The following is a 16,147-nucleotide window of genomic DNA, read 5'->3' as shown; positions in this document are numbered from 1 at the left end:
TCGTCAGGGCGTGTCGACCCGGAACGGATCGTGTTCGGCGAGGAGCTTGTCGAGGCGGGCCCGGTCGACCCGGGAGACGACCTGGTCCTCGTCCAGCCGGTCCCGGATCACCTTGGCCAGGGTGAAGGCCGAGGTGACGACATAGAGCAGGCCGAGGGCCAGGAACGCACGGATCCAGGCGCCGGCCGACAGGTAGGCGATCCCGATCCCCATCGCGAGGACCGAGACGCCGAACGAGATGACCGCCTGCGCGTAGTAGGCGGCGGTGGTGCTGCGTCTGACGGGAGCAGTCATGCCGCCATCGTCCCCGCCGCGCTCCGTGCCGGGCATGAGTACGGATACTCAGATCTGCTTCCCGGTCCGGGATCTGATATCCGGTCAGGCCAGCAGCCGGGCCGTGTGCAGCCGGCTGGCGTGCTCCACCAGCTCGACCAGCACCCGTTTCCCGGACTCCCGCTCCCGGGCGTCGCACAGCAGCACCGGGGTCCCCGGGTCCAGGTCCAGCGCCCGGGCCACCTTCTCCCTGGCGTGCTGCCGCGAGCCCTGGAAGCAGTTGACGGCGACCACGAACGGGATGGCCCGGCGCTCGAAGTAGTCCACCGAGGGGAAGCAGTCCTCCAGCCGGCGGGTGTCGGCGAGCACCACGGCGCCGAGCGCACCGAGCGCCAGCTCGTCCCAGAGGAACCAGAACCGGTCCTGCCCGGGGGTGCCGAAGAGGTAGAGCGACAGGCCCTCGCGGATGGTGATCCGGCCGAAGTCCATCGCCACCGTGGTGGTGGTCTTCTGCTCCACTCCCCCGGTGTCGTCCACGCTGCGGCCCGCCTCGGTGAGGCGTTCCTCGGTGCGCAGCGGGCGGATCTCGCTGACCGAGCCGACCAGCGTGGTCTTGCCCACCCCGAAACCGCCCGCCACCAGGATCTTCAGGGCGAGCGGCGGTTCGCCGCCGTCGACGGTTCCGGGGGCGCGCCGCACCGGGACCTTGTCGCTGGGCTTCTGGTCGTCGGGTGTCTGGTCAGAGTGCACGGAGGCCATTGATCACTTCTCGCAGGATGCGCTCGTCGGGGAGCAGGGCGGGGGAAACCGGACGGCTGACGCGGATCAGTCCCGCGTCCAGCAGGTCGCCGAGGAAGACCCGGACGACTCCAACGGGCAGGTCGAACTCGGCGGCGATCTCGGCGACGGACTGGGTCCGGCGGCGGCACAGCTCCAGGGCGGCGGCGGGCTCGGGGGTGAGCCCGGGGACCGCGCCGTAGGGGCCCGTCCCGGCGTGGGCGGGGTGGGTCGGGTCCGCGGTGATCAGCGCGATCAGGTCGAACGGCTCACCCGCGGTCCTGGTCCGCCCCCGGGTGAGGGCATAGGGGCGCACCACCGGCCCGGCGTCGTCGTCGTACCAGCGGCTGTCGTCGCCGTGCTCGACCGGCTCCTGCTGCTCCCACCCGTGCAGCGGCTCCCAGCCGGGAGCCGGGTCCCACCCCTGCGGCGGATCCCAGCCCTGTGGGGGGAGCGGATAGTCGTCCATGTCCAGGTACCGTTCCGGGTCAGCCCGCTGCGGGGTCGTCGGCCGCGTCGGGGCCCGATCGCGGCGGGGTGTGCAGGTGCTCGCCGACCCGGCGGACCATGCGTGCCATCTCGTAGGCGACCAGGCCGATGTCGGCGTCGGCGCCGCTGAAGACGGCCAGGCAGGTGCCGGACCCGGCGGCGACGACGAAGAGGAAGCCGCTGTCGAACTCGATCATCGTCTGGTGGACGTCACCGGCCTCGAAGTGCCGGCCGGCCCCCTTCGCCAGGCTGTGGAAGCCCGAGGCGACGGCCGCCAGGTGCTCGCCGTCCTCGCGGGTCATTCCGGCCGAGAGGCCCAGCGCCAGGCCGTCCCCGGAGAGCACCACGGCGTGCCGGATCTGGCCGACCCGGGACACCAGCTCGTCCAGGAGCCAGTTGAGCTCACCGGAGTAGTTCATCGTCACGGGCATCGGTTGTCTCGCTCTCCTGCTGGATTCTCAGATGGCGCCGGGGCGGCGCGACATGGTGCGGCATCGGGGAGTTCCGGCCCCTGGTCCAGCCCTCGGCGAGGGCCGTCATGGTGGCCCGGGCGCCTTCGGGGCTGCGGGTCGTCCCGGTCGCGTCGGCGTTCCGGGCCGGACGGTCCTTGGGGGCCTCGCGCAGCTGGCTCGCCAGGCTGGCCTGGCGGACCCGGTGCGGCAGTTCGTCCTCCCCGGTGGGGGCGGCGGCCGCCGCGGGGTGGGAGGCCGGCGGCCGGGCCGGGACGGTGGCGGGACCGCGCACCTCGGCCGGACGTGGAGCCGGCTCGGCCACCGGGTCCGGCACCGGCCGCGGCACGGGACCGCCTCCGGGCCCCGCCCGACCGGGCCCACGGCCGCCCGGCACGGAACCGCTCGGCGCCGGGGCGCCCTGCGCGGACTCACGCCGCGGGGGGCCGCCCGCCGAGACCCGGCCCGGGCCGCCCTTCGCGGTCCGACCCGGCACGGAGCCGGCCGGCACCGGGCCGCTCGGCCCGGTGTGGCCCGGGTGCGAACCGCCCGGCACGGAGCCGCCGACCACCGGCGCCGGCTCGGACCGCTCGCGCGTCCGCTGCGGTGGCCGCTGCTCGGGCGTGGCGCGCCGACTCGGCCCCACCTCCTCCAGCAGGGCGTTCGGCAGCAGCACCACCGCCGTGGTCCCGCCGTAGGCGGAGGTCCGCAGCGAGACCTGGATGTCATGGCGTTTCGCCAGCCGGCTGACCACGAAGAGTCCGAACTGGTCGGTGTCGAACAGGTCGGCCTGCCGTGCGTCGGCGATCCTGCGGTTGGCCTCGGCCACCGCCTCCCGGCCCATGCCCAGCCCCCGGTCCTCGATCTCCAGCACATAGCCGGTGCCCACCTGCTCGCCGCCGAGGACCACCTTGGTGTGCGGGGGCGAGAAGCTGGTCGCGTTCTCGACCAGCTCGGCCACCAGGTGGGTGAGGTCGGCCACGGCCTTGCCGACCACCGAGGCCCCCGGCAGGTCGCGCACCTCCACCCGGGCGAAGTCCTCGACCTCGGAGACCGCCGAACGGACCACGTCCAGCAGCGGGACCGACCGGCGCCAGGCCCGTCCGGGGACCGCGCCGGACAGGATGATCACGCCTTCGGCGTGCCGGCGCATCTGGGTGGTGAGGTGGTCCAGCCGGAACAGCCCCTCCAGCTCGGCCGGGTCGTCGGCCGCCCGCTCCATCCCGTCCAGCAGCGACAGCTGACGGTGCACCAGCACCTGGCTGCGCCGGGCCAGATTGACCAGCACCCTGGCCACCCCGGCGCGTTCGATCGCGGCCCGGAGCGCGGCCCGGTGAACCGTGCTGAGCGCCTCGCCGACCTGGCCCAGCTCGTCGCTGCCAGCCCGGACCTGCGGCGCCTCGGCCTCGACGTCCACCTCGCCGCCCGCGCGCAGCCTGCCCAGCGCCTCCGGCAGCCTGCGCAGGGCCAGGTCGAGCGCGGAGTTGCGCAGCCCGACCAGCTCCTGCACCAGGTCGCGTCCGATCCGCACCGACACCACCAGCGAGACGATCACCGCCAGCAGCCCCAGCAGCATGGCCGCGCCGTTCCTGCTGAGGAAGACGATGCGGTACGGGTCGGCGCTCGCGGTGGCGCTGGCGCCCGCCGCGGTCTCGACGGCCGCCAGCTGCTGCCGGATCGAGTGCGCGGCGGCGGACCAGCTGCCCGCCGGGACCTGCCGCACCGCTCCGGTGCCGGCTCCCTGCGTCTTGACGGTGGCCTCCAGCTGGGCCAGGGCCTTGGCCTGACTGCCGTTCAGCACCGCCAGACAGGCGTCCCGGTCGGCCGGACGCAGATCGGCCACGGCGCCGCCGAGCAGGGCCTGCCGGGCGTAGAGCGCGCCGGTGAACTCCGCGTACTGGTCCTGGCTCATCCGCCCGGCCGCCTGGGCCGCCTGCACGGCGGTGTCCTCGCGGGCCAGCAGTTCATCGGCCCTGGCGAGCTGCAGCAGCACCCGGGCGTCCGAGGCGATCGCGGTGTCCTGCGCGGTCCCCTGCTGGGCCTCGGCGAGCGCGCCGTCGACGCCGAAGGCGGCCTCGATCACCGTCCCGTAGCCGGTGATGACGGACTGCCAGCCGACGATGCGGCCGGTGACCTGGTGCCGCAGCTCGGCGAGCCCGTCGCTCGCCGTGCCCAGGGCATCCAGCCTGGACGGCAGCGCGGCGCTGAGCCCGGCGCTGGCGGCGGCGCCGACCCGGACGTCGCCGTCCAGCACCGCCATCGTGCGGTCGGTGGCGCCGGAGGCCGCCGCGAGCGCCGAGGCGCGGGCCTGATCGGGGTCGGCGACGTAGGCGGCGGCCGCGGTGCGCTCGCCCTGGAGCGCGCCGACGGTGGCGGCGACCGGCGTGAGCAGGGTCGCGTCCACCTGCTTCAGCCGCACCAGGGCGTCGACGTTCTGAGCCGTGGTGACGGTGGCGAAGCCCCACAGCGCGATCAGCGACACGACCGGGACCATCAGCAGGCAGATCACCCGGGCGCGGACGGACCTGGGCGCCAGCGAACGGCCCGGACCGTCGTCGCCGGGCTCCGGGGAGCGGGTCGGCAGCGGCGGCTCGTCGGCGGCGGGCGGACCGGCGTGGGCGGGGCGGGGACGACCTGCACGGTCACGGCCCGCGTCGGTGACCGGGGCAGCCCCCCGTGGTCGGCGCATACGATCCTCATTCCGCTTCATCGGCTGGTCTGCCGGCTTTCCCTCGGATGGCTTTCGCTCGGACGGCTTTGGCTCAGAGCGACGGCGAGGCCGGGGCGGCCGCGGGCGCGGCCTGCGCCCGCAGCTGCTCGGCGCCGACCGCGGCGGCCCGCTCCTGGGCGGTGGGTGACAGTGCGACGAACGCCGCGGTCAGGAACAGGAACGAGCCCAGTCCCACCACCAGCGGGAAGACGAACTGCATCACCGTCGCCCCGGGCAGCGTGGCCTGGTCGGGACGGACCGCGACGGTGACCGCGGCCATCCCCGTGTAGTGCATGGAACTGACGGCGACGCCCATCACCAGCGCCGCCGCGCCGGCGGCCACCGGGCCGCGGATGTTCAGCCCGGCCCAGAGCGCGGCCGTCGCGGCCACTACCGCGATCAGCACGGAGACCGCGACCGTCGCCGGGCGGTAGCCGACGGCGCCGTGCAGGCGCAGCGCGTACATGCCCAGGTAGTGCATGGCGGCGACGCCGAGCCCGGTGGTGAACCCGCCCACCAGCAGCGCCCGACCCCGGTGCCGGCCATAACCGACGGCGAAGACGCCCAGGGCCACGAAGAACACCGCCACCAGCAGGCTGAGCACGGTGAGCGGGACGTCGTAGCGGATCTCCGAGCCGGTGACGGTGAAGCCGAGCATGGCGACGAAGTGCATGGTCCAGATCCCCGACCCGATCGCCGCGGCGGCGGTCAGCAGCCAGTTGCGTTTGGATCGGCCCTCCGCGGTCAGCGCCCGGACCGTGCAGCGCAGGCCGAGGGCGGAGCCGAGGACGGCCATCGCATAGGACAGGATCGGGGTGAGCCAGCCGTAGCCGAGCTCGGTCATGCTTCCCATTCCAGGCATTCCGGGCATGGCACCTCCCTGTGTCGTGGGCGTGCGCCGGTTCAGCAATCCGCTCACCGGGCGCCGGGGACGCTACTCGCTGTGTTCGCCCGATTACCTGAATTCCTGCGAAAGTTCGGCACTCCCGCGCCATATGTGCTGCACTGGTCTGCTTCCGTCCGCCTCGCCCCGGAAGCGGTGCCACTAGGCTCGTGAAGGTGAGCGACAGACCGGCGCACCCCCAGCGTGAGTTCCGCACCGAGGACCTGGCCAGGGAGGCCGGAATCCCGGTACGCACCCTGCGCTTCTACCGCGAGAAGCGGCTGCTGCCCCCGCCCCGGCGCGAGGGCCGGATCGCCTGGTACTCCGAGGACCATCTGGCCCGGCTGCGGATCATCGCCGATCTGCTGGAGCGCGGCCACACCCTCGGCGGGATCGCCGAACTGCTCGCGGCCTGGGAGAGCGGCCGCGACGTGGCCGAACTGCTGGGCCTGGAAGCGGCGATAGCGACTCCGTGGTCGGAGGAGACCCCGGTGCCGATGACACGCACCGAGCTGGACCGGGCCTACTCGGGCCAGGCCGACGCCGAGGCCCTGGCCGAGGCGGTCGCGCTCGGCTACCTGACCGTGGACGGCGACCGGGTCAGCCACATCAGCCGCCGGCTCCTGGACGCGTCCGCCGAACTGGTCGCCGAGGGCATCCCGCTGGTCGCGGTGCTGGAGGCCGCGCACGGCGTCAGGGCCAGCGCGGACGCCCTCGCCGACCTCTTCGTCGACCTGGTGAACAAGCAGCTGCTGGGAAAGCTGGGTTCACGGCTGACGACGGGTGAGACGGCACGCCTCGCCGACACCCTGGCCCGGCTGCGGCCGGTGGCCCGGACCGTGGTCGACGTGGAGTTCGCACTGGCGATGGACCGCAGGGTGCAGGGCGAGCTGGGCGCGGTGCTGAGCCGCGCGGCCCGTGAGGATCCGTCGCACTGAGCCCCGGCGTACCCGGTCCAGCCCTGGGGACGGTCAGGTCCTGGGGACGGTCAGGTCCTGGGGACGGTCAGGCCTCGGGGAAGTCGCCGACCGGCATCCGCAGCCCCATCGACTCGGCCACCCGCGCGCTCAGCGGCGCGGCCAGCTCGTGCAGCCGGCGGCAGCGCTCCGGGCCCAGGGCCCGCCAGGGCGCGGCGGCCAGACGGTCCGTCATCGACTCGACCTGCTCGCGCAGGGCGGCGCCGGCCGGCGTCAGTTCGCCCTCCGCGGTGAGCAGCCCGCGCGCGGCCAGCCGCTCGATCCCGGCCTGCCAGGCGGCGTCGTCCCAGCCGCGCCGGGGCTGCAGGCTCCTCCTGCGCTCGGCTCCGGTGGCGACGATGCTGGTCAGCGCCTCGACCGCGTCCAGTTCGGCAGCGAGCAGCGCGGCGTTGTGGCCGTCACCGCGCCACTCGCGCAGGGTGGTCGCCGCCTGCCACAGCGCCAGATGCGGCTGGTCCGGCACCGGGAGCGCCGCGTTGGCCGCGCCGAGCGGCCGTCCGTAGGGCGCGGCGGCGCAGGCCGCCGCGGCCTCGACGGCGAGCTCCGCCGCCTCGGCCAGCTCCGGCGAGGCGAGCAGCTCCGCCCCGAGGGAGTCACGAAGCCCCGCGTCCACGGCTTCGAGACGCAGTCCGAGCAGCTTCTCGGCACCGCAGTCGCGCACGAAGGACAGCTCCAGCGCCGTCAGCGCGGGGGCGAAGTGGTAGAAGATCGCGTCGACCACAGGGGTGCCGGCCTCGCCCAGGGGCGCGATCCGCCCGGCGAAGTAGGGGCTCCAGGGGCGGTCCAGGCCGGCCTCCTTGAAGACGGCGAGCGCGGCGGGCGCGAAGACCACGGCCAGGTGGTAGGGCTCCAGCAGGTCGCGCATCGAGCGGGTGATCCGCAGCTCCAGGGGTCGCATGCGCTCAGCGTAGGACAGGTGCTTCGGTGTGTGAACACTTGCTGCACTGAACCTTTTAACTTGACTACCTAAAGCATTGGGCCTAAGGTCCTCATTATTGCTTGATGAACTAAAGCATCCAGTACCTGAACCTTTCGAAGGACCGCTGCCACACCATGAGCCACGCCGTCTCCCCCTCAACCGCCCCAGCGCCGGCGTCCGCGTCCGCGCGGCGCGGCAGCACCCCGCTGATCGCCGCGCTCGGGCTGGCGGCTGTGGTCGTCGCCATGGCGCAGACCCAGGTCATCCCGATCCTGACGCTGCTCGGCACCGACCTGCACGCCAGCGCCGCCGGCGTCAGCTGGGTCACCACCGCCACGCTGCTCTCGGCCGCCGTGTTCACCCCGCTGCTGGGCCGCGTCGGCGACCAGTACGGCAAGAAGCGCACCCTGCTGGCCGTCCTGGTGGTCATGGTGATCGGCTCGGTACTGGCGGCGGCCACCACCTCGCTGGCGCTGCTGATCGTCGCCCGGGTGCTTCAGGGCTCGGCCACCGCGATCTTCCCGCTGGCGCTGTCGATCATCCGTGACGAGGTCCCGCGCGAGAAGCTGCACGGCGCGATGGCGCTGGTCAGCAGCACCCTCGCCTTCGGCAGCGGGCTGTCCCTGGTCGTCACCGGGCTGCTCACCCAGGGCGCCCACCCCGACTACCACTCGGTGTTCTGGTTCTCCACCGGCGTCTCGGCGCTGGCCCTGATCGCCGTCGCCTTCCTGGTCCCCGACGGCGGCGTCCGCACCGGCGGCCGCATCGACTTCCTGGGCGCGAGCACGCTGGCCGTCTTCCTGGTCCTGCTGCTGCTGGGCATCTCCCAGGGCCACACCTGGGGCTGGTCCTCCGGCCGGATCATCGGCTGCTTCGTCGGCGCGGTGGTGATGGCGGCGGTCTGGGTCCTGGTCGAGCGCAAGGTCGCCAACCCGCTGGTCGACATGAAGATGTTCGTCCACCGCCAGGTCGCCTTCACCAACGTCGCCGGACTGTTCGTCGGCTTCGCCTCCTTCGCGATGTTCATCGGCGTCTCCTACCTGGTGCAGATGCCGGCGCAGCTGGCCGGATACGGCTTCACCGCCTCCGTGCTGCGCGCCTCCACCGAGTACCTGCTGCCCAGCACCCTGGTCTCGCTGGTCGCCGCACCCGTCGGCGGCATCCTGGTCCGCCGCATCGGCGCCCGCTACACCCTCGCCATCGGCTCGCTGGTCGGCGTCGCCGGCTTCGCCTGGCTCGCCTGGGGCCACGGCTCCACTCCGAACGTGATCGCCGCCGGCATCCTCGCCGGTATCGCCATCGCCTTCGGCTACGCCTCGATGCCGGCCCTGATCGCGGCCAGCGTCCCGGTCGAGCAGACCGGGATCGCCAACGGCATCAACTCCATCTCCCGGTCCGTCGGCAGCTCCATCGCCTCCGCCGTGGTCACCTCGCTGCTGGCCTCCAAGCTGATCAGCGGCCTCCCGGCCGGCGTCCCCCCGCTGCCCGCCGAGAGCCAGTTCACCACCGGCTTCGTCCTCGCCGCCGGAGCCCTGCTGCTCACCATCGCCGTGGCCCTCTTCGGCCTCACCCGCCACAGCCGCCCCATGGCCACCACCCCGGTCGCCACCGCGGTCCTCGCCGAGGCCAAGGCCGAACTCAAGGCCGAGGCCCAGGCGGAAGCCCTGGAAGACGCCCGGGTCCAGGCCGACGCCAAGGCCTGACCCCGCGACACCTCCACGAGCCACTGCCCGCCCCGGTCCTGCAGGGACCCGGGCGGGCAGTGGCTCCGTACCCAGGCACGCAGCTCAGTACTGCCCCTTGATCACAAAGTAGGAGCCGCGGATCACGCCGGCCAGCTTTGACTTCTGACGCGCGAACTTGAAGCGCGTGGCCAACTCCTCGGGAACGTCCATGCCCTCCGAGAGCTTGAACCCGACTGCGCGCTTCGCTCCTTCTTCGATGCCGTACATCACGTTGATCGACAGGCCGGACTCGTAGAACACATAGTCCATCCGCAGACCGTCCACGTCGAAGGAAGTCGCCTCCAGCGGGCGGGCGGAGATGACGATCTCGCGCTCCTGGGCGAGAATGCGGTTCACCCGGTCGAGCGTCTCGGGTGCCTCGCTTGCCGGGCTGACGGTGAAGACGTGATCGTACTTGTTCTTGAAATAGCGCGCCTCGTTGGCGCGCAGTCCGGCGAGGGACTTCGCGACCGGGGACGATTCCAAGCCGACGGTGGACACATTCACAAAGTCGACGACGTACGGCATGGATCCTCCTGAAGACGATCTGTCAAGGCGACTTTAGTGCCACTCCCGGCGCCACGCACCGAGCAGAACCTCCGGGCCGTAGCTCGCCTGAAGCCCGGAGCAGCTGACGCCGCTTCTGGAGACCGCGACGAGTGGGACGGGATCGTCGGTGAGCGCGGCTCGGTGCTTGTGCAGTGCGGCCAGGTCATGGGCATCGAACGTCGACGTCTCCAGCCACTTGACCGAGCCCACGAACAGCAGCCGTCTGGCCACCGGCTGACGGTCGGCGCCCACGAGATCGATCTCGACGTCATTGCTGCGGGTCCAGTAGCCGCCGACGACAGGTGCAGCCGGGAGATCGCCGTCCGGCAGGACACGGGCGAGCGACTCGCGGATCAGTGGTTCGACGGCGCGGCCTCGCCAGCTTGTCCACTGTTCCCTTATGCGGGCCAGGGTGAGATCCCCTCGCATGCGTTCGATCTCCGCCATGTGCGGGCCGAGGAATGCCAGCCAGAAGCGCAGATAAGGATCCGCCACTCGGTAACGGCGCTCCTTGGAGGGGTGCAGGGAGATCGGGAGTTCTGCCGCGACGACGCGTTTGTCGATCAGCATGTCGGCGGCTCGAGTGAGGGTGCTGTGGGAGATGCCACCGGCGGCCCGGGCGATATTGGTGAAAGTCCGCTCACCCGACCCGATCGCCCGCAGCACCTCCCTGCTCATCGCCTGCGGGGGGAATTCCGCCGCCAGCGACCGTTCCGCCGAGACCAGCAGGGCCGAGATCGGATTCTGCAAGGCCGTGTCAAGGAAGTCCCACATGGACGTCCCGGCCTGCCATTCACGGCAGACCAGTGGAAGCCCTCCTGTGATCAGCGCGGCGTCGAAGGCGTCGGCGGGCTCAAGATCAAGCATCTCTGCGATGTCAGCCGGACTGAGCGGGCCCACGACCATCTCACGCCCTCGCTGATGGAACGGACGGTCGTAGCTGTTGAGGGCTTCCATCATCGACAGGTCCGAGCCGACCAGCAGCAGCAGGACGGGCTTGCGGCTGAACAGCCGATCCCAGGCCCGCTGCAGCATGCCCTCAAAGGCGTCGATGCGCTCCATGAGATAGGGCACCTCGTCGATCACCACCACACTCGGGGTGTCGTCGGGAAGGATCTCCGCCAGCAGCCGGAAGGCCGCGTTCCACTGGCTCGGCGTCTCCTCGGCGAACAGGGCACGATCCGGCAGGGTGGAACCGAGGACGGCATCGAGCAGCTCTGCCAGTTCATCCTCGGTGGAGCCGCCGGCAGCGGTGAAGAACAGGTTGGGCACCGCCTCCTGCCGGAGGAACTCCTCGACCAGCGTCGACTTGCCGACACGCCGCCGACCACGCATCAGCACGCACTGGCCGGGCTGGGCATCGCCCATGGCTCCGCGAACCTCACCGAGCGCAGCACGCAGCGTACGCAGCTCGCGATCCCGACCGATGAAGCGTTGCATGAGACGAGATCCTGTCGTAGTCGTCCAAAACTCTAGCCTCAGAGATAGTATCGCAAGAGATACTATCTCTAGAGGAAGCATTATCATGACTCGATCATCAGTCGGCCCGGTGACCCCGGACGACCTCGACCTTGCGGTGCGGCTCTCGGTGGACCTCCTCGGCCAGGCGTCGGCTGATGCGTGGGACCGCGACGCCGGGTCGTTGGAGTGGACCTGCTGGGAGACGGTCGAGCATCTGGCGGACGATCTCTTCGCGTACGCGGCACAACTCGGGCTCCGTACGCCGCCGTCGGAGCGGGAGGTGCCGTTCGTGTGGGAGCGGAGGCGGGCGGCGGGGCCGGCGAATGTCGTGTTCGCGGACCGTGCGGCGGGGCCGGACGGGCTGATGCAGGTGCTGGAGGCGAGCGGGGCGCTGCTTGTCGCCATGGTGCGGACGACGCCTGCCACAGTGCGCGCCCACCATGTCTTCGGCAACGCGGACCCCGAGGGCTTCGCCGCGATGGGGATCGTGGAGACCCTGGTGCACACGCACGACCTGGCGGCCGGGCTCGACCTGGACTGGAAGCCTCCGGCGGAGCTCTGCGCACGCGCACTGGCCAGACTCTTCCCCGACGCCCCCGAGGACACCGACCCCTGGACCGCCCTGCTCTGGTGCACCGGGCGCGCCGAACTCCCCGGCCGCCCCCGGCTCAGCACCTGGCGCTGGTACGGGGAGCCCAGGGACTGAACGGTACGGGGCCCGTTGTCAGTGGCGGTTGTTACTGTCGTTGACCATGCGACTGCTGCACACCTCCGACTGGCATCTGGGGCGGACCCTCCATCGGGAGGACCTGCTTCCGGCGCAGCGTGCCTTCCTCGATCACCTGGTCGCCACGGTGCGGGCCGAGGAGGTCGACGCCGTGCTGGTGGCCGGGGATGTGTACGACCGGGCCATCCCTGGGCTGGGGGCGGTGGAGCTGTTCGACCGGGTGCTGCGGGAGTTGGCCGGGCTGGGGGTGCCGGTGGTGCTGATCGCCGGAAACCACGACTCGGCGCGGCGGCTGGGGGTGGCCGCCCGGCTGATCGAGCGGGCCGGGGTGCATCTGCGGACCGAGCCGGAGCGGTGCGGGGAGCCGGTGCTGCTCGCCGACGCGCACGGTCCGGTGGCGGTGTACGGGCTGCCGTATCTGGAACCCGCGCTGGTGGGGGCCGGGCTCGGGGCCGAGAGGGTGAGCCATGCGGCGGTGCTGGCGGCGGCCATGGGGAGGGTCCGCGCGGATCTGGCGGCCCGTCCCGAGGTGACGCGCTCCGTGGTGCTCGCGCATGCCTTCGTGGTGGGCGGTGAGGTGAGCGACAGCGAGCGGGACATCGCCGTGGGCGGGGTGCCCAGCGTCCCCGCGTCGGTGTTCGACGGGGTCGACTACGCGGCGCTGGGGCATCTGCACGGGTGTCAGACCATCAGCGAGCGAGTGCGCTACAGCGGTTCCCCGCTCGCCTACTCCTTCTCCGAGGCGGCGCAGCGCAAGAGCATGTGGCTGGTCGATCTCGGCCCGGAGGGCGAGGTCGCGGCCCGACGGATCGACTGCCCGGTGCCGCGGGCCCTCGCCTGCCTGCGCGGGCGGCTGGACGGGCTGCTGGAGGATCCGGAGCTGGCCCGGCACGAACAGTCCTGGGTCCAGGCCGTGCTGACCGACCCCGGGCGCCCCGACCGGGCCATGGAGCGATTGCGGGCCCGGTTCCCGTACGCGCTGCAGCTGGCGTTCGAGCCCGAGGGCGAGCTCGCCGACGGGCTGCCCTCCTATGCCGCGCGGACCCGGGGGCGCAGCGACACCGAGATCGCGCTCGGCTTCGTCCGGCATGTCCGGGGCAGCGGCCCGGGACCGGACGAGGAGCTGCTGCTGCGCGAGGCGACCGAAGCCGCTGGTGCGGCCGCGCTCGCCGAGGGGGGTGGGCGCTGATGCGGTTGCACCGGATGGCCGTCACCGCGTTCGGCCCGTTCGCCGACACCCAGACCGTGGACTTCGACGCCCTGGCGGCCGGGGGCCTGTTCCTGCTGCGCGGTGCGACCGGCGCGGGCAAGAGCAGCGTCCTCGACGCGGTCTGCTACGCCCTGTACGGGACGCTGCCCGGCAGCCGCCCCCGTACCAGGCTGCGCAGCGACCACGCCGCGCCGGACGTACGCACCGAGGTGGTGCTGGAACTCACCCTGGGGGGCCGCCGGTTGGAGCTCACCCGGAGCCCCGAGCAGGTGCGGGCCAAGAAGCGCGGCCAGGGGGTGACCACCGACAAGGCACAGACGCTGCTGCGGGAGTGGACGGTCGACAGCGGGGATGCGGACGGGGGTTCCTGGCGGGCGAGCAGCAGCGCGCATCAGGAGATCGGCGCCGAGATCCAGCAGCTGCTGGGTATGAGCCGGGAGCAGTTCTGCCAGGTGGTGCTGCTCCCCCAGGGCGGCTTCGCCCGTTTTCTGCACGCCGGCGCCCCCGAGCGGGCCGAGCTGCTCGGGCGGCTGTTCGACACCGCGCGCTTCGGCGCGGTGGAGGGCTGGCTGACGGAGCGTCGCCAGCAGGCGGAGAAGGCCTGCCAGGCGGTGCGCGGGGAGATCGGCTCCCGGCTGGAGCGGCTGCGTGAGGCGGCCGGCACCGACGACCCGGCGCCGGTGGACGTGGATGCGGACGGCCTCGGCTGGGCCGCCCAGCTCCGGGTGGAGGCCCGGGAGCAGCTGGCGGCCGCCGAGTCCTGGCACCGGCTCGCTGTCGACCGCCGCGACCTGGCCGCCGAACGGGCCCGCGCGGTGGAGGTGCTGGCGGACCGTCAGCAGCGGCACCGGCGCGCGGTCCGGCAGGCGCACGAGCTGGAGGCGCGGTCCGGGGAGCGGTCGGCGGCAGAGGCCCGGCTGGAGCGGGCCCGCCGCGCCGAGGCCGTGGCCCCGCTGCTGACGCTGCATCAGCAGGCGCTGCTGACCCAGCGTCGCCTGGAGGCGGCCGAGCAGCAGGCCCGGGCCGCACTGCCTCCCGCCATCGGCGACCCGCCCGGCGCCGAGCAGCTGGCGGCGGCCGAGCACGCGACCCGCGAGGAGCTCGGTGGTCTGCGGGCGCTGCTGCCGGCCGAGGAGCAGTTCCACGGCAATGAGCGTTCCCGCCTGCGCCTGGAGGCCGAGCGCGACGACGCGGAGGCCCGGCGGACCGACGCCGTGGAGTGGTTGGAGCAGTGGCCCGGGCTCCGGGAGCAGGCCACCGCGTCGCTGGACCGGGCGAAGCTGGCCACGGCGCGGGCCGAGCAACTCGACGGCCGACTCGCCGAGCTGCGGCAGCGCTGCGAGGCCGCCGAGCGCGCCGAGTCGCTGGGAAACCGGCTGTCGGCCTTCGAGCAGCGCGAACTGACCCTGCGGGAGAGCGCCGCGCAGGCCCACGAACGCTGGCTGGACCTGCGCGAACGGCGGCTGCAGGGCATGGCGGCCGAGCTGGCGGCGCGGCTGGCCGAGGGCGGGCCCTGCCCGGTGTGCGGCTCCGCCGAGCACCCCGCGCCCGCCCGGCCCGGGCCCGGACAGGTCACCCGGGAGCAGGAGCACCAGGCCGAGCAGGCCCACCGGGACGCGGTGGCCCGCGTCGAGACCGCCCGCGAGGACGTCCAGGAGCTGCGTCGGCAGATCGGTTCCCTGGCCGCCGTCGCCGGTGACCGACCGGTCGCCGAACTGCGCGCGGCCGCCGAGCAGGTGAGCGCCGAGCACGCCGAGGCTCAGCGGGAGGCGGCGGCCGGGCTCCGGGCCCAGGAGGAGCTGGACCGGCTGCAGCACGAGCAGGCCCTGCGCAGCGAGGCCGCCGTTCAGGCCGCCTCGATGCTGGCCGCCCGCACCGCCGGTCTGGACGCCCTGGCCGTGGAACAGGCCCGGCTGGCGGCCGAGTTGGAGCGCGGCCGCTCCGGCGCGGTGTCGGTGGCCGCGCGGGTGGCCGAGCTGGAGCCGCGCGTCGAGCTGCTGAACCAGGCGGTGGCCGCCGTACGGGAGGCGGCGGCCGGGGCGGCAGCGCTGGCCCGGGCCGAGGCCTCGGCCCGGGCCGCGGCCGAGCGGGAGGGCTTCGCCGATCCGGGCGAGGCCGAGCGGGCGGCGCTCCCCGCCGCCGAGGCGCTGCGGCTGCGCAGCGAGGTCGAGCAGCACCGCGCCGAGCTGGCGCGGGTCCGTACCGAGCTGGCCGACGCGGACCTGCTGGCCGCCGTACGGCTGCCGGCGGCCGACCCCGGGGCCGAGCAGGCCGCCGACCGCGCCGCCGAGCAGCAGCTGCGCCAGGCCTACGCCCGGGTGCGGGCCGCCGGCGACCGCCGCGCCGCGCTGGACCGGCTCAGCGGCGGGCTCGCCGACGAGCTGCGGCGGCTGGGGCCGCTGGCCGCCGAGCACGCCACCGTCGCCGGTCTGGCCGGGCTCGCCGCCGGGACCAGCAGCGGCAACCGCTTCCGGATGTCGCTGGAGACCTATGTGCTGGCGGCCCGTCTGGAACAGGTCGCCGCGGCGGCCGGGGCGCGGTTGGCGGTGATGTCCCAGGGCCGCTACTCGCTGGCGCACACGGATCTGCGGGCCAGGGGCGGCGGCCGTTCCGGTCTGGGCCTCAGCGTCCTGGACGCCTGGACCGGCCAGGAACGGGACACCTCCACGCTCTCCGGCGGCGAGAGTTTCTTCGCCTCGCTGGCCCTGGCCCTGGGCCTGGCGGACGTGGTGACCGACGAGGCGGGCGGCATGCCGCTGGACACCCTGTTCATCGACGAGGGCTTCGGCTCCCTGGACGAGGACACCCTGGAGGACGTCCTGGACGTGCTGGACCGGCTGCGCGAGCGGGACCGGGCCGTGGGCATCGTCAGCCATGTCGCGGACCTGCGCGGGCGCATCCCCACCCAGCTGGAGGTCCGCAAGGGACGCGACGGTTCGACGTTGCGGCAGCATGTCCCCGGGTAAGGGGGACAGCAGGATCCCGACCTCGGGCATGGA

At 73.2% G+C, this 16,147-nt stretch carries 14 protein-coding genes; 5 read left to right on the top strand and 9 right to left on the bottom strand.

Annotated elements, in window-relative coordinates; translation table 11 throughout:
- Positions 1–3: 3 nt before the first annotated feature.
- From ABH941_RS02435 to ABH941_RS02410, 6 genes are all read right to left on the bottom strand, one after another.
- Complete coding sequence (locus ABH941_RS02435; protein WP_370126844.1) at positions 4–294, bottom strand: YiaA/YiaB family inner membrane protein; 291 nt, start codon at positions 292–294, stop codon at positions 4–6.
- A gap of 84 nt (positions 295–378) precedes the next feature.
- Positions 379–972 (bottom strand): ATP/GTP-binding protein, encoded by a 594-nt coding sequence (locus tag ABH941_RS02430; protein WP_243876015.1) that lies wholly within the window; start codon positions 970–972, stop codon positions 379–381.
- A gap of 40 nt (positions 973–1,012) precedes the next feature.
- Complete coding sequence (locus ABH941_RS02425; protein WP_370126843.1) at positions 1,013–1,519, bottom strand: DUF742 domain-containing protein; 507 nt, start codon at positions 1,517–1,519, stop codon at positions 1,013–1,015.
- 19 nt (positions 1,520–1,538) lie between these two features.
- The gene (locus tag ABH941_RS02420) at positions 1,539–1,970 is read right to left on the bottom strand and encodes a roadblock/LC7 domain-containing protein (RefSeq protein WP_133997865.1); all 432 of its coding nucleotides are present in this window, start codon (positions 1,968–1,970) and stop codon (positions 1,539–1,541) included.
- Positions 1,942–4,677, bottom strand: a complete 2,736-nt coding sequence (locus ABH941_RS02415) for a nitrate- and nitrite sensing domain-containing protein (protein WP_370126842.1) — start codon at positions 4,675–4,677, stop codon at positions 1,942–1,944. Before ABH941_RS02415 ends, ABH941_RS02420 begins: the two co-directional genes overlap by 29 nt.
- A 73-nt stretch (positions 4,678–4,750) precedes the next feature.
- Positions 4,751–5,551: an MHYT domain-containing protein gene (locus ABH941_RS02410; RefSeq protein ID WP_370127065.1), complete on the bottom strand. Its 801-nt coding sequence runs from the start codon at positions 5,549–5,551 to the stop codon at positions 4,751–4,753.
- Positions 5,552–5,757: 206 nt separating this feature from the next.
- Here ABH941_RS02410 and ABH941_RS02405 point away from each other — a divergent pair, with 206 nt between their 5' ends.
- Positions 5,758–6,519, top strand: coding sequence for a MerR family transcriptional regulator (locus ABH941_RS02405; RefSeq protein WP_370126841.1), 762 nt, complete (start codon positions 5,758–5,760; stop codon positions 6,517–6,519).
- A gap of 67 nt (positions 6,520–6,586) precedes the next feature.
- Here ABH941_RS02405 and ABH941_RS02400 read toward each other — a convergent pair whose 3' ends face one another.
- Positions 6,587–7,456, bottom strand: a complete 870-nt coding sequence (locus ABH941_RS02400; protein WP_370126840.1) for a hypothetical protein — start codon at positions 7,454–7,456, stop codon at positions 6,587–6,589.
- 155 nt (positions 7,457–7,611) lie between these two features.
- Here ABH941_RS02400 and ABH941_RS02395 point away from each other — a divergent pair, with 155 nt between their 5' ends.
- On the top strand, positions 7,612–9,180 hold the full coding sequence (locus ABH941_RS02395; RefSeq protein WP_370126839.1) for an MFS transporter: 1,569 nt from the start codon (positions 7,612–7,614) through the stop codon (positions 9,178–9,180).
- An 84-nt stretch (positions 9,181–9,264) separates the two neighbouring features.
- Here the strand turns inward: ABH941_RS02395 and ABH941_RS02390 are convergent, their stop codons facing one another.
- A complete protein-coding gene (locus tag ABH941_RS02390; RefSeq protein ID WP_370126838.1) occupies positions 9,265–9,729 on the bottom strand; it encodes a phage tail protein in 465 nt (154 codons plus the stop codon).
- 33 nt (positions 9,730–9,762) lie between these two features.
- A complete protein-coding gene (locus ABH941_RS02385; RefSeq protein ID WP_370126837.1) occupies positions 9,763–11,190 on the bottom strand; it encodes an ATP-binding protein in 1,428 nt (475 codons plus the stop codon).
- 85 nt (positions 11,191–11,275) lie between these two features.
- Here ABH941_RS02385 and ABH941_RS02380 point away from each other — a divergent pair, with 85 nt between their 5' ends.
- From ABH941_RS02380 to ABH941_RS02370, 3 genes are read left to right on the top strand one after another with little or no spacing between them, the layout of a single operon-like run.
- Complete coding sequence (locus tag ABH941_RS02380; protein ID WP_370126836.1) at positions 11,276–11,917, top strand: maleylpyruvate isomerase N-terminal domain-containing protein; 642 nt, start codon at positions 11,276–11,278, stop codon at positions 11,915–11,917.
- A 46-nt stretch (positions 11,918–11,963) separates the two neighbouring features.
- Positions 11,964–13,127, top strand: a complete 1,164-nt coding sequence (locus ABH941_RS02375) for an exonuclease SbcCD subunit D (protein ID WP_370126835.1) — start codon at positions 11,964–11,966, stop codon at positions 13,125–13,127.
- Positions 13,127–16,114 (top strand): AAA family ATPase, encoded by a 2,988-nt coding sequence (locus tag ABH941_RS02370; RefSeq protein WP_370126834.1) that lies wholly within the window; start codon positions 13,127–13,129, stop codon positions 16,112–16,114. The genes ABH941_RS02375 and ABH941_RS02370 overlap by 1 nt, the downstream gene beginning before the upstream one ends.
- The last annotated feature ends 33 nt before the right edge of the window (positions 16,115–16,147 follow it).

Source organism: Streptacidiphilus sp. EB103A (assembly GCF_041261405.1).
GTDB lineage: Bacteria > Actinomycetota > Actinomycetes > Streptomycetales > Streptomycetaceae > Streptacidiphilus.
This window is presented reverse-complemented; position numbering and strand designations above follow the sequence as displayed.